Annotated in this window: 20 protein-coding genes; 7 read left to right on the top strand and 13 right to left on the bottom strand. The window is 71.7% G+C overall.

What is annotated here, in order from left to right:
- Positions 1-158: 158 nt before the first annotated feature.
- Positions 159-485: a thioredoxin gene (gene trxA / locus AKI01S_RS41230; protein ID WP_174567467.1), complete on the bottom strand. Its 327-nt coding sequence runs from the start codon at positions 483-485 to the stop codon at positions 159-161.
- 76 nt (positions 486-561) lie between these two features.
- Positions 562-1,539, bottom strand: coding sequence for a thioredoxin-disulfide reductase (trxB, locus tag AKI01S_RS41225; protein ID WP_067831153.1), 978 nt, complete (start codon positions 1,537-1,539; stop codon positions 562-564).
- A 106-nt stretch (positions 1,540-1,645) separates the two neighbouring features.
- Here trxB and AKI01S_RS41220 point away from each other — a divergent pair, with 106 nt between their 5' ends.
- A complete protein-coding gene (locus tag AKI01S_RS41220) occupies positions 1,646-2,221 on the top strand; it encodes a dienelactone hydrolase family protein (RefSeq protein ID WP_067831152.1) in 576 nt (191 codons plus the stop codon).
- Between the two features lie 59 nt (positions 2,222-2,280).
- On the opposite strand, the gene AKI01S_RS41215 is transcribed toward AKI01S_RS41220, so the two are convergent.
- Together AKI01S_RS41215 and sigM are read right to left on the bottom strand one after the other, a co-directional pair.
- A complete protein-coding gene (locus AKI01S_RS41215) occupies positions 2,281-3,105 on the bottom strand; it encodes an anti-sigma factor family protein (RefSeq protein ID WP_067831150.1) in 825 nt (274 codons plus the stop codon).
- A complete protein-coding gene (sigM, locus tag AKI01S_RS41210) occupies positions 3,102-3,725 on the bottom strand; it encodes an RNA polymerase sigma factor SigM (RefSeq protein ID WP_067831149.1) in 624 nt (207 codons plus the stop codon). The genes AKI01S_RS41215 and sigM overlap by 4 nt, the downstream gene beginning before the upstream one ends.
- Positions 3,726-4,187: 462 nt before the next feature.
- On the opposite strand from sigM, the gene AKI01S_RS41205 reads away from it, so the two are divergent.
- The gene (locus AKI01S_RS41205; protein ID WP_067831148.1) at positions 4,188-4,571 is read left to right on the top strand and encodes a hypothetical protein; all 384 of its coding nucleotides are present in this window, start codon (positions 4,188-4,190) and stop codon (positions 4,569-4,571) included.
- A 188-nt stretch (positions 4,572-4,759) separates the two neighbouring features.
- On the opposite strand, the gene AKI01S_RS41200 is transcribed toward AKI01S_RS41205, so the two are convergent.
- The 4 genes from AKI01S_RS41200 to AKI01S_RS41185 form a co-directional block, all read right to left on the bottom strand.
- Entirely contained in the window at positions 4,760-6,292 is a 1,533-nt protein-coding gene (locus AKI01S_RS41200; RefSeq protein ID WP_067831147.1) for a protein kinase family protein, read from the bottom strand.
- Positions 6,293-6,489: 197 nt separating this feature from the next.
- Positions 6,490-8,154: a murein biosynthesis integral membrane protein MurJ gene (gene murJ, locus AKI01S_RS41195; RefSeq protein ID WP_245681998.1), complete on the bottom strand. Its 1,665-nt coding sequence runs from the start codon at positions 8,152-8,154 to the stop codon at positions 6,490-6,492.
- 7 nt (positions 8,155-8,161) lie between these two features.
- Positions 8,162-10,558 (bottom strand): DUF6049 family protein, encoded by a 2,397-nt coding sequence (locus tag AKI01S_RS41190; protein ID WP_067831145.1) that lies wholly within the window; start codon positions 10,556-10,558, stop codon positions 8,162-8,164.
- Between the two features lie 138 nt (positions 10,559-10,696).
- Positions 10,697-11,224 carry an aminoacyl-tRNA deacylase gene (locus AKI01S_RS41185; protein ID WP_067831144.1) on the bottom strand — a complete coding sequence of 176 codons (528 nt, stop codon included), beginning with the start codon at positions 11,222-11,224 and terminating at the stop codon, positions 10,697-10,699.
- A gap of 350 nt (positions 11,225-11,574) precedes the next feature.
- Here AKI01S_RS41185 and AKI01S_RS41180 point away from each other — a divergent pair, with 350 nt between their 5' ends.
- Entirely contained in the window at positions 11,575-13,053 is a 1,479-nt protein-coding gene (locus AKI01S_RS41180; protein WP_067831143.1) for a CCA tRNA nucleotidyltransferase, read from the top strand.
- A gap of 48 nt (positions 13,054-13,101) precedes the next feature.
- Here AKI01S_RS41180 and AKI01S_RS41175 read toward each other — a convergent pair whose 3' ends face one another.
- Positions 13,102-13,818 (bottom strand): hypothetical protein, encoded by a 717-nt coding sequence (locus AKI01S_RS41175; RefSeq protein ID WP_067831141.1) that lies wholly within the window; start codon positions 13,816-13,818, stop codon positions 13,102-13,104.
- A gap of 197 nt (positions 13,819-14,015) precedes the next feature.
- On the opposite strand from AKI01S_RS41175, the gene AKI01S_RS41170 reads away from it, so the two are divergent.
- Both AKI01S_RS41170 and AKI01S_RS41165 read left to right on the top strand, forming a co-directional pair.
- Positions 14,016-14,894 carry an NAD(P)-dependent oxidoreductase gene (locus tag AKI01S_RS41170; RefSeq protein ID WP_067831140.1) on the top strand — a complete coding sequence of 293 codons (879 nt, stop codon included), beginning with the start codon at positions 14,016-14,018 and terminating at the stop codon, positions 14,892-14,894.
- A 41-nt stretch (positions 14,895-14,935) separates the two neighbouring features.
- Positions 14,936-16,243: an adenosylmethionine--8-amino-7-oxononanoate transaminase gene (locus tag AKI01S_RS41165; RefSeq protein WP_067831156.1), complete on the top strand. Its 1,308-nt coding sequence runs from the start codon at positions 14,936-14,938 to the stop codon at positions 16,241-16,243.
- Here the strand turns inward: AKI01S_RS41165 and AKI01S_RS41160 are convergent.
- From AKI01S_RS41160 to AKI01S_RS41145, 4 genes are all read right to left on the bottom strand, one after another.
- Complete coding sequence (locus AKI01S_RS41160) at positions 16,240-17,523, bottom strand: MFS transporter (RefSeq protein WP_067831138.1); 1,284 nt, start codon at positions 17,521-17,523, stop codon at positions 16,240-16,242. The genes AKI01S_RS41165 and AKI01S_RS41160 overlap by 4 nt on opposite strands.
- A 50-nt stretch (positions 17,524-17,573) precedes the next feature.
- Positions 17,574-19,358, bottom strand: a complete 1,785-nt coding sequence (locus AKI01S_RS41155) for an ABC transporter substrate-binding protein (RefSeq protein WP_084000760.1) — start codon at positions 19,356-19,358, stop codon at positions 17,574-17,576.
- 180 nt (positions 19,359-19,538) lie between these two features.
- Complete coding sequence (locus AKI01S_RS41150) at positions 19,539-20,618, bottom strand: inositol-3-phosphate synthase (protein WP_067831136.1); 1,080 nt, start codon at positions 20,616-20,618, stop codon at positions 19,539-19,541.
- An 86-nt stretch (positions 20,619-20,704) separates the two neighbouring features.
- Entirely contained in the window at positions 20,705-21,328 is a 624-nt protein-coding gene (locus AKI01S_RS41145; protein ID WP_067831134.1) for a PadR family transcriptional regulator, read from the bottom strand.
- Between the two features lie 255 nt (positions 21,329-21,583).
- Here AKI01S_RS41145 and AKI01S_RS41140 point away from each other — a divergent pair, with 255 nt between their 5' ends.
- The gene (locus AKI01S_RS41140; RefSeq protein ID WP_084000759.1) at positions 21,584-21,961 is read left to right on the top strand and encodes a DUF5318 family protein; all 378 of its coding nucleotides are present in this window, start codon (positions 21,584-21,586) and stop codon (positions 21,959-21,961) included.
- Between the two features lie 309 nt (positions 21,962-22,270).
- On the top strand, positions 22,271-22,459 hold a 189-nt coding region (locus tag AKI01S_RS54465; RefSeq protein WP_281186199.1), incomplete at its 3' end, for a hypothetical protein.

The raw sequence follows: 22,459 nt of genomic DNA, 5'->3' as shown, positions 1-22,459 counted from the left end.
ACTGACCGCGCGCCGGGACCGGTGCCGCGACAACCCCTCGACCCAGGGCTGCCCGTGACGCGCGGCGCCCCGGCGACGACCACGGCCCGCACCCCGGAACGGGGTGCGGGCCGTCGCGCGTTCGCCGCGGGTGGCGAAGATCGGGGAAATCCGGTCGGTCAGCCCTTGACCTCGATGAACTCCGCCAGCTCGCGGAGCAGGGCGGCCTTCGGCTTGGCGCCGACGATCTGCTTGACGACCTCGCCGCCCTGGTAGACGTTCAGCAGCGGGATGCTGATGACGCCGGCGGCGGCGGTCGACTGCGGGTTCTCGTCGGTGTTCAGCTTGACGATCTTGAGCTTGTCACCGTGCTCGTTGGAGATCTCCTCCAGGATCGGAGCGACCATCCGGCAGGGGCCGCACCACTCCGCCCAGAAGTCGACCAGAACGGGCTTGTCGCTCTTGAGGACTTCGGCTTCGAAGTCGGCGTCGGTCACGGCCTGCATTGCGTCTCCTTCGATGTTCCCCGGCGGCGGGGCCGTCCCCGCCGCCGCAGCTTCGTCCGGCCGGTCGGGACGGGGCTCAGCCCTCGCCCCGCAGCTCCTCGGGGGTGTGCGGGACCAGCGACTCCAGGTCCTGGTCCTGCAGCCAGCGCTCGGCGTCGATGGCCGCCTGGCAGCCGGTGGCCGCGGCGGTGATCGCCTGCCGGTAGATGTGGTCCACCACGTCGCCCGCGCCGAACACGCCCGGGATCTTGGTGGCGGTGGTCGGGTGCTGGACGACGAGGTAGCCGTCCTCGTCGGTGTCGAGCACGTCCCGGAACAGGTCGTTGCGCGGGTCGTGGCCGATCGCGATGAACAGGCCGGTCGCCTCCAGCGTGCTCTCCTCACCGCTCCTGCGGTTGCGGATCCGCACGCTCTGCAGCCGGTCCTCACCGGTCAGGCCGACGACCTCGCTGTCCCAGACGAACTTGATCTTCTCGTTGGCGAACGCGCGCTCCTGCATGATCTGGCTGGCGCGCAGCTGGTCGCGGCGGTGCACCACGGTGACCGAGCGGGCGAACTTGGTCAGGAAGATCGCCTCCTCCATGGCCGTGTCGCCGCCGCCGACCACGACGATGTCCTGGTCACGGAAGAAGAACCCGTCGCAGGTGGCGCACCAGGACACGCCGCGGCCCGACAGCCGGTCCTCGTCGGGCAGGCCCAGCTTGCGGTGCTGCGAACCGGTCGCGACGATCACCGCGTGCGCCCGGTAGACGTCCTCGCCCACCTTGACGATCTTGGGGCTGGCGGTCAGGTCCACCTCGGTGACGTCGTCGGTGACCAGCTCGGCGCCGAACCGCTCGGCCTGCTTGCGCATGCTGTCCATCAGGTCCGGACCCATGATCCCGTCGGGGAACCCGGGGAAGTTCTCCACGTCGGTGGTGTTCATCAGTGCGCCACCGGCGGTCACCGAACCCTCGAAGACCAGCGGCTTCAGATCGCCCCGGGCGGCGTAGACCGCGGCCGTGTACCCCGCGGGGCCCGAGCCGATGATGATGACGTTGCGGACGTCGCTCACTGTTGAATCCTTCTCCTCAAGGGTGACCGCCCTGCCAGTGGCGTCAACCGATCCTAGGGCCCGGGGATTCCCGGACCGATCCGCCGCTGGTCATAAGCTTGCACACATGGCGCGGATTCTTCTCCTCCACTCGGTTCACGGACTGCGGCCCGCCGTGCTCCAGGCCGCCGAACGGCTGCGTTCGGCGGGGCACGAGGTGCACACCCCCGACCTGTACGACGGACGTGTCGTCGACACCCCCGAGGAGGGCCGGAAGATCCAGGAGGAGATCGGCCGGGACGAGCTGCTGAAGCGCGCCGTCACCGCCGCCGCCCCGCACGTCGACGGCGGCCTGGTGTACGCGGGGTTCTCGCTGGGCGGCGCGATCGCGCAGAACCTGGCGCTGGCCGACGAGAAGGCGCGCGGGCTGCTGCTGATGCACGGCACGTCCGACCTGTCCGAGGACGTCTCGACCGAGATCCCCGTCCAGCTGCACGTCGCCGACCCCGACACCTCCGAGCCGGTGGACTGGCTGAACGCCTGGTACCTGCTGATGCGGCGGGCCGGAGCGGACGTGGAGATCTTCCGCTACCGGGGCGTGGGGCACCTGTTCACCGATCCGGACCTGCCCGACCACGACGCCGAGGCCGCCGAACGCGCCTGGGCGATCGCCCTGGACTTCCTCTCCGAGCTGGACGCCTGACCCACGAAACGAGGGGGCCGCGGATCTCTCCGCGGCCCCCTCGTCGTGTCCGGCGGACGTCAGGTGGTGACGTGCGTCAGGACGTTCTTGTCCCGGGGGGAGCAGTCCGGGCCGACGACCCAGATGTCCCACCGGCCGGGCTTGGCGCCGTTCAGCACGACGACCGTGGCCGGGGAGCCCTCGAACTTCGCGGAGTCCACCAGCACCGGGGCCCTGCCCCCGGTCACCGACGCGACGCACTCGGCCAGCTTCGCGTCGGGCTTCCGCGGTTCCAGGCGCGCCTCGTTGCCCTTGCCGAGCAGATCGTTCACCTGGGAGCCGAGCGTCGCCGTCCGGTAGTCGGTGCCGGTCCGCGCGACGCCGAACGACGGCGCGTGCGCGGCGAAGGTCCGCTGGGTGGCCTTCCCGTCCTCCGCCTGGCCGCCCGACGGCGCCGACGGGACGGTCCCCTTCTGGGACGCCTGCTGGTCGCCGCCGTCCAAGAGGGGCGTGGTGCGCGTGGCCGAGGCCTGGCCCTCGTCCCGGGCGTCGTCCAGCGCCGCCTTGCCGACGACCGCTCCGCCGCCGAGCACCACCACGGTGGCCGCGGCCGCCGACAGGATCCGCCAATGCCGCCTGCCGCGCCGCTGCTCCAGGCTCACCACGGTGGCGTTGTTCAGCGACTCGGCGGCGATGGCCGAGTCGATGCGCGACGCCAGGTCGGCAGGCATGGACGGGACGGGTGCCTCCGCCAGGATCCGGGAGACGTCCGCAAGGTCGGCGGAGCGTTCCCGGCACTCGGCGCAGGTGTCGAGGTGGGCGTTGACGGAGGCGGCCTGGTCGTCTTCGAGCAGACCCTCGGCCAGATCGGCGAGGGTGTCGTAGTCAATATGCGCGGGGTTCATTTAGGCATGCCACCTCCTTCCACACCTCCGACGTTCCGGCGGTCCCGACGGTTCCGATGGTGGACCAGAAGCGGCGCCAGCCGAGCCCTGCCCCGCGCGCAGCGACTCTTGATCGTTCCCGGCGGCACCTCCAGGACCTGCGCCGCGTCGTCGACGGAATACCCCATCATGTCCACCAGGACCAGCGCCGCCCGCTGCTCGAACGGCAGCTCCAGCAGCGCCGCGTGCACGTCCAGCGAGACGCCGTGCGCGTCGGTCGGGTCGGGCATCTTCGGGGCGACCGCGTCGAACGTCGCGTCGTCGCCCATCGGGGTGGCGGGCCGCACCGACTTGCGCCGGATGCGGTCCAGGCACGCGTTCACCACGATCCGGTGCAGCCAGGTCGTGACGGCCGCGTCCCCACGGAACCGGCCCGCCGCGCGGAACGCCGACAGGCACGCGTCCTGCAACGCGTCGGCGGCCTCCTCCGGGTCTCCGAGCGTGCGCAACGCCACAGCCCACATCCGGTCCCGATGCCGGTTGACCAGCTCGGAGAAGGCGTGGGGGTCGCCCTGCGCGTGCCGCGCCAGCAACTCCTTGTCGGGAACCTCGTCAACGCGCCGCACGCTCACCGACGCCATACGCCTGGACTTTCCACCACGGCGGAACCCGCCTGGCCCGGACTTCGCCGGGAAGCACCTGCTGGGGAAGACACCACAGATTCCTGGGGAGAGGGGACATTCTGCTGACAGGAACGATACCGACTGCCCCCACCCCCCGTCACAACGCAAAAAGCCACAGAACCTCAACCGATCCCGCCCAACCCGAAACCCGGGCAGAACCGTGACGGTGACACCCTCAATCCCCAACCGGCGATGACTGTCCTGTGCGGCGCTGGAAACCTGTGCGAGGTCGGACGCGCGCCACGCTCGGAACGCGCACGACGGCTGCCCGCACACGACCACGAGCAGGTGAACAGCGGCTCCACGGGCTTCCACCAGGCCGCGAGGCGCACAGAGATTTCGGCGCGCGGCAGCCATAGATCAAGACACGGAAGATGACTATTCTGTACAAAGATCATCAAATCCGAACAAGGGAGCCGTGTGCGTCCGCGTTTCAAGGACATCCTGTCGGTCGGTGCCGCCACCGCTGCGGCCGTCGGTCTTCTCGCCGTCCCCGCCACCGCGCAGACCGCTGAGACGAGCGTCAGCGCTAAAGCCAAGATCGGCCGTCTCTACACGATGAGCGGCAAGTACGAGAACAAGTACAACGTGCGCACCGGCCCCGGAACCGGGTACCGGGTGGTCGCCACCGTGCGGGGCAAGGGGAAGAGCCTCCCGTGCTGGTACAACGTCTGCAAGGGCGTCAAGCGCAAGTCCTACTACCGGTGCTACGCCAAGGGGGAAAGGGCCAACGAGTGGGTCCCCCTGAGCTACAAGGGCCGCAAGGTATGGGCTGCCATGAACTGCGGCGCCCTCGGAAGGTGATGCCGGCGAAGGGCACCGGGCATCAAGCTCCACGCTCCAACCGGCCCACGCGGTATGTCCGGATGAGGGCGTGCGCTCACAGCCTGCCGGGCAGCGGGCTCAAGTGGCAGCGCGCGGGACCGTGAGCGAGTGCCGACATGAACAGAGGAGTGCGGTGGCCTCAGGCCACCGCACTCCTCTGTTCATGGTTACTGGGCTTGGCCGTGGACGGTGATCTCGCTCAGCCTCGCCTTGCAGCTGGGCGGGAGCTCGGCGAACCACACGAGGACATATCGCCCCTGTGTCTGTTCACGCGCCTCCAGCGTGAAGGTCCCCGCCGAGCTGGTGCCCTTGCCGACGGTGCGCAGCGAGCCGAGAGCGTCGCTGTCACCGACCTTGAGCTGGAGGGAGGCCCCCGACTCGGGGGTGGTGACCTTCACGTTGGCGATCTTGACGGAGCGGCCCATGTCCAGCAGCACGCCGGCGCCCTTCAGCAGGTTCCCGAAGCGGACGTCCCGGTAGGTCTGGGTGTGCCAGTCGGCCTTGTACCTGCCGTCCTTGATCGGGTTGGACACCCTGTTCATGGCCTCGTCGTGTTCCTTGCCGACCCAGAGTTCGTCGACCGATCGCGCGTTCTGGATGGGCAGGAGAACGGCGGGCTGCGGTGAGGCGGACTTCTTGGGGTCGGTGACGCCGGCCTTGTTGTTGTTCACGGGTGGGGTGTTGCCGTCGTCGCCGGTCAGGGCCCAGGCGCCCAGGCCCGCGATCACTGTCAGGGCCGCCGCGGCGGCGCCCAGCAGGGCCTTGCTCGTGCTCTTGCGCCGGGCCGGGGCGTGCTGGGGCGGCAGCGGGGGCGACGGGACGTGGTGCTGGTGCGTCGTCTGCTGGCTGGGCTGCGGGGTCGGCCGGGTGGGGGCCTGCTGGCGCGGGGGCGCCGGGCGGCGCGGCGGCGGGGGCGTGCCCAGGCCCGCGAACAGCGGGAGCGGGGTGCGCGGGACGCCGCGCAGCGCCGCGGCCAGGTCCGCCGGGGTTGTGATCGGGTCGTCGTCGGTCAGGCCCAGGCTGCGGCACACGATGTCGTTGATGCCGTGGGCGATGCCCGCCTGGACCATGCGGGGCGGCTGGACCGCGCCGTCGGTCCGGGGGGCGGCGGGGAGGGACGAGCGTTCCGGGGCGCCCGGCCAGTGCGCGGTCAGCGCGGCGTAGAGCATCGCGCCGAGGCCGTGGGCGTCGTCGGCGGCGGGGTCGTCGGAGGCGCAGTCGCGGAGGGCGGCGTCGGTGGCGACGCCGAGGAGCTTGACGGTGCCGCCGGTCGTCCACACCAGGTCGCGGGGTGACATGCACAGGTGGGTCAGGCCCGCGCCGTGGGCGGCGGCGATCGCCTCGGCGGCCTCGTACAGCAGGGTGGCGGCGCGGCCCGGCTCCAGCGGGGCCTTGGTCAGCATGTGCTCCAGCGTCTCGCCGGACACCCACTCGCTGACGACGTAGGCGTTCTCGCCGCTGTCGTCGGCGTCGAAGACCTGGGTCAGACGCGGGTCGGTGAGGCGGCTGGCGGTGCGCGCCGCCGTGATGACGTCGGCGATGCGCGGGAACTCGGGGTCGAACGTCCGGACGGCGACGGCGCGGGCCAGGATCTCGTCCACGGCCTTCCACAGCGTCGAGCCGCCGGCGTCGTGGATGCGCTCTTCGAGGCGGTAACGGTCGGCCAGGCGGGTGCCGGGCTCGATGACTGACGTGCTCACGGCAACGTCCTGCACAGGTGGTCAGATCCCATGTTCGTGGCGTGGCAGCTTACGCCTCCGACCCTCCTCTTTGCGTTCCCCAGGGTGTCGCCCCGCAAGCCGTAGTCCCCCACATGGTAGTGGTTAGCCACTCGAGTGGCTGCCTTATCGACGCGCGTCCTGTGTACTTTGCCACGCTTTACTCCCCGCGAGGTGACTCACCCCCGGCCCGGGAGACGGCGGGTGATGGTAGAGATCATCGTTTGGACCTCGCCGACGCGCAGCAGTTTCGCGAAAAGCAGGTACAGGGCCCCGCCGCCGGCGCCGCCGACGACCAGCGCGACCAGACCGGGCAGCAGGCCGGTGCCGAGGACCGCCTCGGTGATCGCGTGGACCGCGTAGCCGAAGCCCACGAGCGGCCACAGCGCGATGACGAGCTTGACGTACGACACGAAGACCCGGCGGCCGTCCATGCCGCCGAGGCGGCGGCGCAGGATCAGCCAGCCGACGAACGCGCCCATCGTCTGGGCGAGCGCGAACCCGCCCGCGATCCCCACGATGATCTTGTTGGTGGGCAGCACCGCGTAGGCGGTGAGCGCGCACGCGATGTTGGTCGCGACGACCGCGACGCTGACGAACGTCGGCGTGCGCGTGTCCTGCATCGCGTAGAACACCCGCAGCATCAGCTGGTAGGCGGCGAACGGCACCAGCGCGATCGCGAACATCCGCAGCACCTCGGCGATGACGTGCGCGTCGGCGACGCTGGTGGCACCGTGCGCGAACAGCACCGTGGTGATCTCGGGCGCGAGCACGGCCATCAGCCCGGCGGCGGGCAGGATCACCACCGAGCACAGTCGCAGCCCGTTGGAGAAGTCGTCGGCGACCTCGCGCATCCGGCCCCCGGCGGCGTGCTCGCTCATCCGGGGCAGCAGCGCCGTGATCAACGAGACGCCGATGATCGCGTAGGGGAGCTGGAACAGCTGGTAGGCGTTGAAGTAGGGCGTGTAGCCGACGTCGCCGAGGTGTTCCAGGCGTCCCTTGACTCCGGCGGAGTTGGCCAGCCGGGTGGTGATCGCGAACCCGATCTGGGTGATCAGCACGTAGGCGAGCGTCCAGACGGCCATCTTCCCGATCTGGCCGATCTCGCCCTTCTGGAAGTCCAGCCGGGGCCGCCAGCGGAAGCCCGAGCCGCGCAGCGACGGCCACAGCGCGACCGTCTGGAGCGCCATGCCGCCGATCGTGCCGCCCGCCAGCAGCGCGATCTGCCAGTCCGCGATCGTGTCGGGGTTGACCTTGCCGGTGCTGACCAGCAGGAACGCCGCGGCGGTGCCGATGATGACGAGGTTGTTCAGCACCGGCGTCCACATCGGCGCGCCGAAACGCTTGCGGGTGTTGAGGATCGCCCCGGCGAACGCGCTGACGCCCAGGAAGAAGATCTGCACCGCGAACAGCCGGGCGAACAGCACCGCCAGCTCGCGCTGCGAGCCGTGCATCGACCCGCCGTAGATGCCGATGAACACCGGGCCGAGCAGCACCGCCACCGCCGTCATCGCGGCCAGCGCCAGCACGGCGAGGGTGAACAGCCGCTGCTCGTAGCGTTCGCCGTAGGCGGTGTCGCGCTCCTTCGCCCGGACGATCAACGGGACGACGACGGCGGTGAGGATGCCGCCCAGCAGCAGGTCGTAGACGATGAACGGGACGGTGTTGGCGGTGTTGTAGGCGTCGGCGAGCGCGCCCACGCCCAGCGCCGCGACCAGCATCGCGGTGCGCAGGAACCCGGTGATGCGGGACGCCAGCGTGCCCAGCGCCATGACGGCGCCGGACTTCAGGATCGACGACGCGCCGCCCTTGCCGCCGCCGTCGCCGCCGGACGGGGGGACCACCGGCAGGTCAACCGCCGTCTCCGCCGCGGTGCCGCCCGCCCCGGGGGCCCGGTGGCCCGGTGGCGGAGTCGCCGTTGGGGGAGCCTGGTACGGGGGCCGCGGCGTCTGGTTCGGCGGCGGGCCCGGACGACCCGTTCCCGGAGGTCCCTGGGATCCCGGCGGGTTCGGACGGCCAGAACCCTGCGGACCCGGCGCCCGGGGTCCCGGGTTCCAGTGGTCCGGTCGCTGTTGGTCCCATTCCGGTCGACCCGTCACCGGCTGCCTCCGCTTTCCGGCGGCGCCTTGCTCTGATGGCCCGCACTCCGACGCCCACGAAGAGTACGGCAAGTCCGCCGCCGGTGATGAGCAGCGCGGTGCGCGCGTACCCGGTGGTGCGGATCGCGACGGTCACCGGGTCGCCGAACCGGCGCTTGCCGTCGGCCGACAGCAGGGTGATCCGCAGCTTGTGGGTGCCGTTGCCGAGCGCCTGGACGGGGACCCAGACGGTCTCCTTCTCGCCGCCGTCCAGGTCCCGCGAGCGCCAGCCCCCCTCCGGCTCGCCGACCTTGAACTTGAAGGTGTTCTCGGAGGTCACCGAGAGCAGGAACTCGACCTTCTGGTCCTTGGCGAAGTCGTTGACGATGGTGATCGGGATCCGGCCCTCGCGGCCGCCCATCGCCGCCCCCGAGGTGATCACCCGGACCTTGTCCATGTCCCGGGCCAGCTCGTCGGCCAGCTCCTCGCGGGTCTTGCGCGCCTGGGTCGAGTGGCCGCGCCAGGACGCCGACTGCATGCGCAGCAGCGCCCGCTCGTAGCTGACCGGCGTCTTCGACTTCATGATCGCGTGGAGGCCGCGGGCGCGGCGGCCGATGGCGCGGACCTCGCCGAGGTAGGTGTCGCCGAGCTCGTAGCGCTCGAACTCGTCGGGGTAGTTCTGGTAGGCGCGCGGCTGCGGCCTGGTCTTGCGGAGGTCGGCCAGCGACGCCGGTTTGAGCCAGGGGGCGTTGCCGGAGTACTCCAGCAGCTTCCGGGCGAACTCCGGGGTCGGGTTCCAGACGCGGTTCGGCGCGACGACCAGGGAGCGGTTGGGGGTGCTCGGGGCCTCCAGGGCGATCATCGCGGTCTCCGCGATGAAGCGCTGCTGGGCCAGCACCGCCGCGCCGGGGGCGCGCACGTTCGCGCTGACGATGTCGTTGAGCTTCTCGTCGTAGGTCAGCACGGGCTTGTTGCCCTGCTTGGTCCGGACGGTGGTCAGCGCGTTGGTGGTGATGTTCTGCGGGGCGAACATCCGCTCGCTGAGCACGAACGCGCCGTTCGGGTTCTTCAGGCCGTACTGGGCCATCACGTTGAGGCTGCCCGGACCGGCGACGCCCGCGGCGGGCCAGGCGTACTGGGCGTCGGGCTGCTTGCCCAGGATGCGGGCCGCGATGTCGGTGTTGCGGTAGGCGGGTTCGAGCTGGTCGGTCAGGAGGTGCCGGGTCAGCGCCACCACGTCGGGGTCGGCGTAGGGCAGCGTGAAGTACGGGTTTCTCCGCACCCCGTCCTTCAGCGAGTTCAGCCAGGTCAGGGCGGCGGGGTTCTTCGGTTTCCGGGCGGCGGTCCTCTCGTCGGCCAGCGGCGCCTTCACCCGGTAGTCGGAGGTGCCGACCGTCTCCAGGTCGTCCAGCAGCGCCGGGTCGACGGCCCAGGTGACGGGCACCTTGGTGTTCTTGGCGGGCGCGTTGACGAGGGCGGGCAGCCGCCCGTCGACGGCCAGGTCGCGGTTCAGCTGCTCGCTGACGAACGTCTGGTCGTTGGCGCGGTGCATCCGTCCCGCCAGCGGCCACACCCAGCCGATCCTCACCCGCTGGGTCTCCTGCCCGGGCGGGTCGTAGGTGATGAACGTGGTGATGCCCGCGACGACCTGCTGGGCGGCGTTCACCACCTCCACGCCGATCGGGTAGACGCCGAACTTGCGCAGGCCCATCACCTTCGGGTCCAGGGAGGACTGCCAGTTCTGGGTGCCGTCGGGGGCCTCGGCCTGCGGCAGTCTCCGGACCGACTTCTCCGCCACGCCCGCCAGGTTGGCGGGCGGCGCGGCGGCGTACTGGTCGAGCTGGCTGCGGCTGCCGACCGCGTCGGCCACGTATCTCAGCCGCACCGTCAGGCCGGGCATGGGCTGGCCGGAGTGGTTCGTCACCGACCCCTTGACCGTGATCCTGGAGTTGGGTTTGACGAGGGGGGTGACGTCGGTCAGGACCAGGCCGACCTGTTGGCGCCCCCGCTGGGGGGCGGTCCCGGGGACCGCCTCGGGTGCGGCTTCGGGCACCGCCCCGGGGGAGGCGGGCGCGGCGACCGGGGCGGCCGACGCCGTCCGGGGCGTCAGGCCGGCCAGGAGGCAGGGCAGGAGTGCGGCCAGCGCGGCCGCGCGTTCGACCCGTCTCACGCCATGTCCGCCCGACGGCGACCCGCAGTGGGGACCGCGTGGGGACGGCGGGCGTCGTGTTCCCGCACCACGGGCTCGATGGTAGCCGCGACGCAACCGCCATCGGACCTTCCCGGCGCTTCCGTCGTCGTTCCCGGGTCAGGTGGTCGCCGCGTCGAGCCGGACGACGTCCCCGCCGAGCAGGGGCACCGGCTTCGCGCCGCACAACGCGAACAGGTCCGACACGCGGATGCCGAGCGCCGTCGAGGCCTCCCCCGTCGCGGTGTAGACGACCTCGTCGGGCGACAGGCGGTCCAGCAGGCGACGGTCCACCAGCAACGGCATCGAGTGCGGGAGCAGCAGCGGGCACACCAGTCCCGCGGCGTATTCGGTCACCCGGTTCACCTCGGCCGCGCGGGCCGGGCGGATCTGGCGGGCCCCGACGGCCTGCCGGACCGCCTCGGGCTGTGGGCGGGCCCCGGCGGTGACCACCGCCCCGGCCAGGAAGCGCCGGCCCAGATGGGGGTCGTCGCCGGAGAAGACGCTCGTCACCAGGCACCGTTCCGCCGGGAGCCCCAGCGCCCTGGGCAGCTCGTCGGCGTGCGCGATGGAGATCGGCAGCCGCACGATCTCGTGCAGCGTCTCCCGCTCCAGCAGCGCTCGGTGGACGGTGAGAGCGTTCTTCATCTCCGGCTCCGTTCCGCGGGGGGCACCGCCCCGCTCACATCCCCCCGGCTACCGACTCCGTGACCCCCGATGGTCTCCGGGCGGGGATCTCCCCACATACCCGTGGTGACGGACTTCATCCCTGGTACACCCGCCGCTTTGTGATCCGACCCGCGATGGTCCCGCGCGCGGCGTTCCCCGCTACCGTTGAGGGGCCGGAAGGTTCGGCCGGGTATTCGTGGGGTGTTCACCCTGTCTCCGGAGACGGACGTGTCCAGAACGTAACCCGGGGATCGCGGGAAGTGAAGGCCCTCCGTGAGCCGGTGACCGGCAAAGTCTTTTGTCACACACTCCCTGAGGAAATACGCTCGATGCCCGTGCCCAACCAGAACGTGACCCCAGAGCAGCAGGCGTCCGACGCCCCGCAGAGCACTGCGCGGCGCACCGCCGTCGCCGAGCTGCTGAGCCGCGTCGCGCCCGTCGCCGACGAGCTCGGCGCCCGTTTCGCGGCCGCGGGGCACGAGCTGGCGCTGGTCGGCGGCCCGGTCCGCGACGCGCTGCTGCGCCGTCCCACCAAGGACGTGGACCTGACCACCGACGCGCCCCCGGACCGGATCCTGGAGATCATCGACGGCTGGGCGGACGCGGTGTGGACGATCGGCATCGAGTTCGGCACGGTCGGGCTGCGCAAGGGCGACCACCAGCTGGAGATCACCACCTACCGCAGCGAGTCCTACGACCCGAAGTCCCGCAAGCCCGAGGTGTCCTACGGGACCTCGCTGGTGGAGGACCTGCGGCGGCGTGACTTCGCGGTGAACGCGATGGCGGCGCGGCTGCCCGGCTACGAGCTGGTGGACCCGTTCGGTGGGCTGACCGACCTGCGCGACCGGGTGATCCGGACGCCGGGACGGCCGGAGGACTCGTTCGGCGACGACCCGCTGCGGATGCTGCGGGCCGCCCGGTTCGCCTCCCAGCTCGGTTTCGCCGTCGCGCCGGACGTGGTCGAGGCGATGACCGCGATGGCCGACCGCATCGAGATCGTCTCGGCCGAGCGGATCCGCGACGAGCTGTCCAAGCTGGTGTGCGGCACGCATCCGCGCGAGGGCCTGGCGCTGCTGGTCGACACCGGCCTGGCCGGACAGGTGCTGCCCGAGCTGCCCAAGCTGCGGCTGGAGATCGACGAGCACCACCGGCACAAGGACGTCTACGAGCACTCGCTGATCGTGCTGGAGCAGGCGATCGCGCAGGAGGAGGACGGCCCCGACCTGGTGCTGCGGCTGGCGGCGCTGCTGCACGACATCGGCAAGCCCCGGACCCGGCGGTTCGAGGCGGGCGGCCGGGTGTCGTTCCACCACCACGAGGTCGTCGGCGCGAAGATGACCCGCAAGCGGCTGACCGCGCTGCGCTACCCGAAGGACGTGACCAACGACGTGTCCCGGCTGGTGGAGCTGCACCTGCGGTTCCACGGTTACGGGACCGGGGAGTGGACCGACTCGGCGGTGCGCCGCTACGTGCGCGACGCCGGTCCGCTGCTGTCGCGGCTGCACAAGCTGACCCGCGCCGACTGCACCACCCGCAACAAGCGCAAGGCCGACCGGCTGCGCCGCACCTACGACGAGCTGGAGGCGCGGATCGCGCGGCTCGCCGAGGAGGAGGAGCTCGCGGCGATCCGCCCGGAGATCGACGGCAACGAGATCCAGGAGATCCTCGGCATCCGGCCGGGCCCGCTGGTGGGGAAGGCGTACCGGTTCCTGCTGGAGCTGCGGCTGGACCGGGGCCCGATCGGCAAGGAGGCCGCCGCGGCGGAGCTGCGCCGCTGGGCCGCCGAGCAGGGCGTCACCGGCGAGTGAGAACGCGGAGGGGCGGGGCGTCCGGGGCCACCGGACGCCCCGCGCCGGTCAGCGGACGTCGATGTAGTCGTCGCCGCTGACCGACTTGAAGAACAGCGACGAACCCCAGTAGCCCGCCCGCCAGGTCCCGTCGTACTTCGCCTTGAAGGTGCGCTTGTAGGAACCGTTGGACGCGGTCGTGGCGGCCCCGGCGTACACCCACTTGCCGGTGCCGCGCTTGCGGAAGTAGACGCTCACGCGCTGCTTGCCGTATCCGACGTAGTCGCCGTTCCAGCCGTAGGGGTCCAGACGGGTGAGGCGCCCGGCGACGGTGAGGGTGCGGCCCTTGCGGACCGGCTCGGGACCGGCGTTGGCCGACAGGCGGGTGCTGCGCTTGACGGAGAACGTCGTGGACGGGCCGGGCTTCGTCGATCCCTCGTTGGTGTCGTAGACGCTGGTCTCGGCGCGCCAGCTCCCGGGCTCGGAGGAACGGTCGAACTTGCCGCGTCCGACGAACACGCCGTCGCCGTCGGGGTCCTCGATCACCGCGTCGCCGACCCAGTCGCCCTTGGGGCCGCGCAGGTCGAAGTCGATCCACGACCCCGGGCCCATGCCGGGGGCGGTCACGGTCACCGTGACCCAGGTGGAGCTCTTGGCCTGGAGCACCACGGTGCCCGGGGCGATCTTCACGCCGGGGGCGCGGCGGGCGGCGGCCTCGGCGGGGGCGGCGACGGCGGACGTCAGCGCGACGGCGGCCAGGGTCAGGGCGGGAAGGGTGTGCCTCACGTATGAGCTCCCGGGGAGAGGGGTGGGAAGCGGCGGGGGGCGAGGCGACCGGGGAAGATCAAATCAGAGAACGGCGGCCCCGCGCATCCGAATCCGGGAGCGGGGCCGTCCGGAAGGGGACACAACCGGAGCGCAACCGGACCACAATCCCCGCCGGACAGGATCGGTCCCGACACCGATGACGGGAGAAGATCCTGATGACGAACACCAACGCCGTGCCGGTCACCGTTCTCGGCCTGGGGCTGATGGGCAGCGCGCTCGCCAGGGCGTTCCTCGACGCCGGACATCCGACCACCGTGTGGAACCGCACCGCCGCCAAGGCCGCGCCCCTGGTCGAGGCCGGGGCCCGGCAGGCGGCGACGGTCGAGGAGGCGGTGGCCGCGAGCCCGCTGGTCGTGACCTGCCTGACGAACTTCGACGACACCCTCCAGGCGCTGGAGCCGGCCGCGGCGGCCGTGGCGGGGCGCGCGCTGGTCACGCTGAACACCGGGACCCCGGCCGGGGCGCGGCGGACGGCCGACTGGGCCCGCGACCACGGGGCCCGCTTTCTGGCGGGGGCGGTCAAGAACGTTCCCCCGGCCGTCGGCGCGCCGGACACCCTGCTGTACTACGGCGGCGACCGGACCGTCTTCGACGAGCACCTGGCAGCGCTGCGGGTGCTGGGCGGCGACACCGTGTACCTCGGCGACCAGCCGGACCTCGCGGCCCTGTACGAGCTGGCGGTGGGCGCCACCCTGCTGCCCGCGCTGGTCGGGTTCTTCCAGGGGGCCGCCGCCGTCCAGGCGCGCGGCCTGCCCGTGTCGAGCATGGTGCGGTTCGAGGCCAAGTGGCTGGAGATGATCGCCTCGGAGCTGCCCGCGCTGGCCGACGAGATCGACCGCGGCGACTACACCCGGCCCCGCTCCACCGTCGGCCTGTTCCTCGACGCGGTGCGGGGCGACGAGGAGTTCGGCCGGGAGGCGAACGTCGACACCTCCTGGAACAGGCCGCTGCACGACCTGCTGGAGCGGGCCGCCGCGGCGGGCCACCGCGACCACAGCATCGCGGCGCTGGTGGAGGTCCTGCGGAAGCCCTGACCCGGGCGGTGGGGCCGAGGCGGCATCCTGGTGGGGTGACCATGTTGAGCCTGGGCCGGATGAGCCCGCAGGAAGCCGAGCGCATCGTGGCGTTCGACCGTGAGCACGTCTGGCACCCCTACGCGCCGATGCCCGCGACCGAGGAGCTGTGGCCGGTGGTGTCGGCGTCGGGGGTGCGGTTGACGCTGGCCGACGGGACCGAGCTGATCGACGGCATGTCGTCGTGGTGGTCGGCGATCCACGGCTACAACCACCCCGCGCTGAACGCCGCCGTCACCGGCCAGCTCGGGAAGATGGCACACGTGATGTTCGGCGGGCTCACCCACCCGCCGGCCGTGCGCCTCGCCGAGCGGCTCGTGGAGATCACGCCCGAGCCGCTGACCAAGGTGTTCTACGCCGACTCGGGCTCGGTGGCCGTCGAGGTCGCGATCAAGATGGCGTTGCAGTACTGGATGTCGCAGGGGCGGCCCGAACGCCATCGGCTGCTCACCGTGCGCGGCGGATATCACGGCGACACGTTCGGGGACATGGCGCTGTGCGACCCGGTGAACGGGATGCACCACCTGTTCTCGGACGTGCTGGCGCGGCACCTGTTCGCGCCGGAGCCGCCGCCGGGCTACCTGGCCGACCCCGACGAGGCGTACCTGGCCGGGCTCCGCGCGCTCGCCGCCGAGCATGCCGGTGAGCTGGCCGGGATCGTGGTCGAGCCGATCGTGCAGGGCGCGGGCGGGATGCGCGTCTACGCGCCCGAGTACCTGCGGGCGCTGCGGGAGATCGCCGACGAGCACGGGCTGCTGCTGATCCTGGACGAGATCGCCACCGGGTTCGGGCGGACCGGCGAGCTGTGGGCCTGCGACCACGCCGAGGTCGTGCCGGACATCATGTGCGTCGGCAAGGCGCTGACCGGCGGGTACCTGTCGATGGCGGCGACGCTGTGCACCGACGAGGTCGCGCGCGGGATCTCCGAGGGGGAAGCGCGCGTGCTGCGGCACGGCCCCACCTACATGGCCAACCCGCTGGCCGCCGCCGTCGCGTCGGCCTCGATCGACCTGCTGCTGTCGCGCGACTGGCGGGACGAGGTGGACACGATCGAGGCCGTGCTGACCGCCGGGCTGGAGGGCGCGCGGGACCTGCCGGGCGTCGCCGACGTGCGGGTGCTGGGCGCGATCGGCGTGATCGAGACGCGCGAGCCGGTGGACATCGCCGAGGTGCAGGGGATCCTCATGTCGCACGGGGTGTGGCTGCGGCCCTTCGGGAACCTCGTCTACACGATGCCGCCGTACGTCTGCACCGAGGAGGAGGTGGGGCGCGTCGCGGACGCCATGTACGCCGTCGCCGAGTCCCTCTAGCCCGCGGTGACGACCCTGCCGGAACGGCCCGCGGCCGTCCGGTAGGCCACCGCGCCCCCCGCGTAGGCGGCGGCCACGGCCAGCAGCGCGACGACGGACGTCCCGTCGGCGGGCAGCACGGCCGCCGCCAGCACAACGGCCGCCGCGAACAGCGCGTTGAACAGCATGTCGTACACGGCGAAGACCCGGCCGCGGTAGGCGTCGTCGACCGTCTCCTGGAGGAGCGTGTCGGCGCACAGCTTCACGCCCTGGGACACCACGCCCAGCAGGAACATCAGCAGCGCCCACGGCGGCCGGTCGAACGACAGCCCCAGCAGCATCGAGGCCGCGCCGGTCACCAGCAGCGCCGTGATCCACGCCTGCTTGGAGATCCGGTGCACCACCGGCGGCGTGACCAGCGCGGCGACGAAGAACCCCGCGCCGGACACCCCGAGCAGCATCGCGAACACCGACAGCCCGTCCTCGACGCGGGCGGCGAAGTGCTCGCGGGACAGCAGCAACGCCATGATCAGGACGACGCCGTACAGGAGGCGGTGGAACGAGATCGCGCCCAGCGCCAGCGCCCCCTGCGGCCGCCGCGCCATGTGGCGGGCCCCGTCCGCGAGGCCGTGCAGCACGTTGCCGAGGGCCTGGCGGGTCTGCTCGGCGGCCTCGTCCAGGTGCGGGCCGAGCCTGCCGCGCGGCAGCGTCGTGGCGACCGCCGCGGCCGCCAGGAACAGCGCCGCCGCGCACACCAGGATCAGCGCCGTCCCGGACCGCCCCGCCCCGAACGCCAGCCGCAGCGCGTACCCCACGCCCGCCCCGGCGAACGAGATGATCGTCCCGGAGGTGACCGCGAACGCGTTGGCCGTCACCAGGTGCTCGCGCCGCACCACGTGCGGCAGCGCCGCCGACAGCGCCGCCAGGAAGAACCGGTTGACCCCGAGCACCAGCAGCACGCCCAGGTAGAACCCGGCGCCCTCGTACCCGGCCACGACCGTCGCCGCGACCGCCAGCACCAGCGCGGCCCGCACGACCGGGGCCCACGTCAGGATCCGCCGCCGCGACCACCGGTCGATGAACACCCCGGCGAACGGCCCCAGCGCCGAGTACGGCAGCAGCGTGACCGCGAACGCCGCCGCGGCCTTGGCCGCCGACTCCTGCCGCTCGGGGGAGAAGAACACGTATCCGGCCAGCGCGGCCTGGAACACGCCGTCGGTGAGCTGCGAGGTCAGCCGGGTCGCGTACAGCCGCCGGAAGTCCCGGCCGCGCACGATCACCCGCAGTTCGCTCGCCCTCACCCGATCACCCTACGCGGAGTACGGGCGGGGGCCGCCGGACGGTTCGGCCGTCAGGACGACAACCAGATGTGGGTGTAGTCATAGCCCGCCGCGGTCGGCAGGAACCGGGCGTTGCGGACGCGCTCGGAGGTGAACAGCGTGGCCGAACGGTTGAGCAGCGGCACGATCGCCGCGTCCTGCGTGACCTTCTGGTCGGCCTGCTGCCACAGGCCCGCCGCGTGCCGCTCGTCGGGGGCGGTGAGGGCGGCGTCGATCAGGCCGTTGACCACGAAGTCGTCGTAGCCGCCGTAGTTGGTGGAGCCGGTCTCCCAGTCGCGGCCGTCGAACAGCGGCGCGATCAGCGTGCGGCCGTTGTTGCCGTACCAGTCGGGGATCCATCCGGGCGCGGCGATGTCCCACGCGCCCGCGCGGGCCTGCTCCGGGGTGGAGATCGTGCGGGCGTGGAAGTTGCCCCCGGAGTCGGCCGTCAGCCTCGTCCTCACACCGCACGCCTCCAGGTTCGCCGCGATGGACTGGGCGATGAGGCGGTGGACGCTGTTGGTGCGGTAGGGGAACCGCAGCGTCAGGTCCCGGTGCCCCGTCCGGCCGAGCAGTTCGCGACACTTTCCGGGGTCCCCGACCGCGCCGGGCGTGGCGTACCGGTCCGACGGCGCGTACCCGGTGGTGCCGGGCGGGATCACGGTGTGCAGCGGCTGCGCCACGTCCGGCCCGCCGACGATCTTCACGAGGGCGGAGCGGTCCACCGCGTGCGCCAGCGCCCGCCGCACCTCGGGCTTGGCGAGCGCGCCGCCGTTGTTGGGGCTGCGGGTGTTGAACACCAGGTAGGGGTTGTTGCTGGGCAGCTCGCGGATCGCGAACCGGCGGTCGCGGCGCACCCGGGGCAGCGCGGCGGTCGGCACCGGCTGGTCCCAGGACAGGTCGGCGTCGCCGCGTTCGATCTGCTGCTGGACGGCCTCCGGCGAGTCCTGGCCCAGGGTGATCTGGATGCGGGCCGCGTGCCGGGACCGCAGCGGGTCGGTCTCGGGCCGCCACACCGGGTTGTGGGTCAGCAGGTAGGAGCGGCCGGGCCGGTACTCGGCGATCCGGTAGGGGCCGTTGGAGAGCGTGTGCTGCCGGAACTCGGGGCCGTCCGGCAGGTGACGGTCGTACTCGCGCGGCGCGGCGGCGGTGTACTGGAGGGTCAGCAGGTTCAGGAAGTCGCCGGCGGGCCTGCGCAGCCGGAAGACGAGCGTGTCGTCGTCGGCGGCGCGCAGGCCGGGGACGTCGTGCTCGTTCTGGTAGGCGGCGATGGCGGCGGCGTCCTTGGCGTCCACCCGGGCGAACCCCCGGCAGAACGTGTCCATCCCCTGGATCGTGTCGATGTAGTAGCCCTTGCCGGACGACGGGGAGGCCGGGTTGCACAGCCGCTTGAAGCCCCGCACGAAGTCGGCGGCGGTGACCGGGCGCGGCGGCTCGGTGTTCCACCGGACGCCGGGCCGCAGGTGGACGGTGTAGACGCGGCGGTCGGCGCTGATCCCGCCGTTCTCGCGGGTGGGGATCCGCGCGGCGACGTCGGCCTGCACGGCGACGGTCTCGGCGAAGACGTTGGACGCCCGCGTCCCGAACAGGGTCCGCGCGAACGTCCGGGTCAGCCCGTAGGAGCCGGCGCTGTTGGCCGAGGCGGTGTCCAGGTGCTCCACGTCGGAGGAGCCGACGATCCGCAGCGTCCCGCCCTTGCGCGGCGGCCCCGCCACGGCCCCGGCGGGACGGTCGCCGCCGCCGCAGGCCGACAGCATCCCCGCCAGCACCGTCAGGCCCGTCAGCCCCGCCGCCGCCTTCCGCGCCACGCGTGCCATCCCTGCCTCCACAGCGGTACGCACATATCACCGACGGTGCAACAGTAGGGCCAGAGCGTGACAACGGCCGCTACATCACCATTTTCCATTGAGAAATAAGTGAGCCCTGACAGTGGTGTCCACTGTCAGGGCTCACTCGGAGAGCTCTGTGACGAGGCTCTCAGCCGGAACGGCTCAGCCTCAGCGCTCGACCTTGCCGGCGATGAAGTCCTCCACGGCCTCGCGGGCCTCGTCGTCGGTGTACTGCACCGGCGGGGACTTCATGAAGTAGGAGCTGGCCGACAGGATCGGGCCGCCGACGCCGCGGTCCTTGGCGATCTTGGCGGCGCGCACCGCGTCGATGATGACGCCGGCGGAGTTCGGGGAGTCCCAGACCTCCAGCTTGTACTCCAGGTTCAGCGGGGTGTCGCCGAAGGACTTGCCCTCCAGGCGGACGTAGGCCCACTTGCGGTCGTCGAGCCACGGCACGTGGTCGGACGGGCCGATGTGCACGTCGGCCTTGGCCATCTCGTGCGGGATCTGCGAGGTGACCGACTGGGTCTTGGAGATCTTCTTGGACTGGAGGCGGTTGCGCTCCAGCATGTTCATGAAGTCCATGTTGCCGCCGAAGTTGAGCTGGTAGGTGCGCAGCAGCTCAACGCCGCGGTCCTCGAACAGCTTGGCCATCACGCGGTGGGTGATGGTCGCGCCGACCTGGGACTTGATGTCGTCACCGACGATCGGGACACCGGCGTCGGTGAACTTCTGCGCCCACTCGGGGTCGGAGGCGATGAACACCGGCAGGGCGTTCACGAACGCGACGCCCGCGTCGATGGCGCACTGGGCGTAGTAGCGGTCGGCCTCCTCGGAGCCCACCGGCAGGTAGGACACCAGGACGTCGACCTCGGCGTCCCGCAGGGCCTGGGCGACGTCGACCGGCTCGGCGTCGGACTCCTCGACGATGTCGCGGTAGTACTGGCCGAGGCCGTCGAACGTGGGGCCGCGCTGCACGGTGACACCGGAGGGGGGCACGTCGGCGAACTTGATGGTGTTGTTCTCGCTGGCGAAGATCGCCTCGGAGAGGTCCATGCCGACCTTCTTGGCGTCCACGTCGAACGCCGCGACGAACTCCACGTCGCCGACGTGGTAGTCACCGAACTGCACGTGCATCAGGCCGGGGACCCGCGTCTCCGGGGAGGCGTTCTTGTAGAACTCCACGCCCTGGACGAGTGAAGAGGCGCAGTTGCCCACACCCACGATGGCTACGCGCACCGAACCCATCCGGTTGCTCCTTACTCTCTTGCGGAACATGTGGTGTTGCTTCACCCGATCCCCGAGGGGGGTGGGCCGTCCTGCTTCCGGCAGGATCAGCGGCCCGTCTCCCGAGGCATGTCCGGAGTCGTCTTCGAAGAATTCTTCGTTTGCTGTTCTTGCTCCGCCCGCTCGCGCCCGATCAGCTCGTTGAGCCAGCGGACCTCGCGTTCGACGGATTCGAGCCCATGGTTCTGGAGCTCAAGCGTGTAGGTGTCGACCCGCTCGCGGGTCCGCGCCAGCGCGGCGCGGAGCCGTTCCAACCGTTCCTCCAGCCGGCTGCGGCGACCCTCCAGGATGCGCAGCCGCACGTCGGCGCGGGTGTGCGAGAAGAAGGCGAAGTGCACGCCGAACCCCTCGTCCTCCCACGCCGCCGGGCCGGCCTCGGTCAGGAGCTGCTGGAGCCGCTCCTTGCCCTCGGCCGTGAGCTTGTAGACGATCTTCGAGCGGCGGCTCTGCAGCGCCAGCGGGACGTTCGGCTCCTCCGGCCGGTCCTCGACGATCAGCCCCTTGGCGAGGAGCTGCTTGAGGCACGGGTACAGCGAGCCGTACGAGAAGGCGCGGAACATCCCCAGCAGGGCGTTGAGCCGTTTGCGCAGCTCGTACCCGTGCATCGGGGACTCGTGGAGCAGTCCGAGCACGGCGAGTTCGAGCACTCCCGCGCCCTTCTTGCCCGCCATGTCGCGTCCCACTTCCGCAGAGCCGGTATCTCGACCTGATGTATCGAGCGAATGTATCGGCTCGATACATCGCAAAGATACGTTCACCCTCGCGGCCTGGCAAGTCACCGGAGTGTGATCAGTCCCTCCGAACCGGGCGTCCCGGGCCGCCGGCCGCCCGTCCCGCGGCGAAAAACCCGATCTTCCCTGGGCGGGGGCCGCGGCCTACCCTGCTGACATGCGGGGGAACGCCTCGCGGAACGCGGGATTCCGGTCATGAGACCGCGACTGGTCGTGGACTATGGGCTGGCGCGGCGGGCCGTCCTGGCCGAACTGAGGGCCGGACGCCTCGCCCGCGACGAGGCCTGCGACGCCCACCCGTACCTGCTGCGCGCCGCCCGTCACCACGGCGAGCCCACCGACCGGCCCTGCCCCGTCTGCCAACAGGTGCGGCTCGTCCACGTCACCTACGTGTACGGGGACGAACTGGGACACGCCGCCGGGCAGGCGAAGGGCGCCGCCGAGCTCGCGGAGATGGCGAAAGAATACGGAGAATTCCGGGTTTACGTGGTCGAAGTGTGCCAAGGTTGCGCCTGGAACCACCTGACCGTGTCGTACGTCCTTGGACACCAGGACCAGGCCACTGACCAGTAAGGACATCGTCCGGTCCGCACCGGGTGCGCACCGTCATGTCACACTGCGCAGGGCGGCCCGTACCGCCGGTTCCTCCCCCCTCACCTGCCCGCGCAGTAATCTTCGGACACCAGTCCCCCTGTTGATCGAGGTCGCGTGAGTAATCCAAGCCAGCCCCGACCGGAACCCGGGTCGCCTGGGCCGGGCGGGCAGAACCACCCCCGTCCCGGTCCGTTCGACGGCCCCGGCTCTCCCGGCATGCCCGCCGGGACACCACAGCCAGGTCGCCCGGGCGCGCCGCCGGGCGGCTTCGGCGTGCCGGGGGGACCCATGCCGCAGAACGGCTCCGGCCCGAGCGCCACCGCGGTCTTCGGCGGCGGCCCGAACATCCCCGGCGGGCCGGGCGGCCCCGGCGGGCCGGGCGGCCCCGGCGGGCCTGGGGGACCCGGTGGACCGGGCGGCCCCGAGGGACCGCGGCGCTCCCGGCGCGCGAAGACCGCCGGGGCGCAGGGCGGCGGC

The sequence above is a fragment of the Actinomadura kijaniata NBRC 14229 genome (assembly GCF_001552175.1).
In the GTDB taxonomy this organism is placed as follows: domain Bacteria; phylum Actinomycetota; class Actinomycetes; order Streptosporangiales; family Streptosporangiaceae; genus Spirillospora; species Spirillospora kijaniata.
The sequence above is the reverse complement of the archived record's forward strand: the minus strand, read 5'-3'. Positions and strand labels throughout refer to the sequence as shown.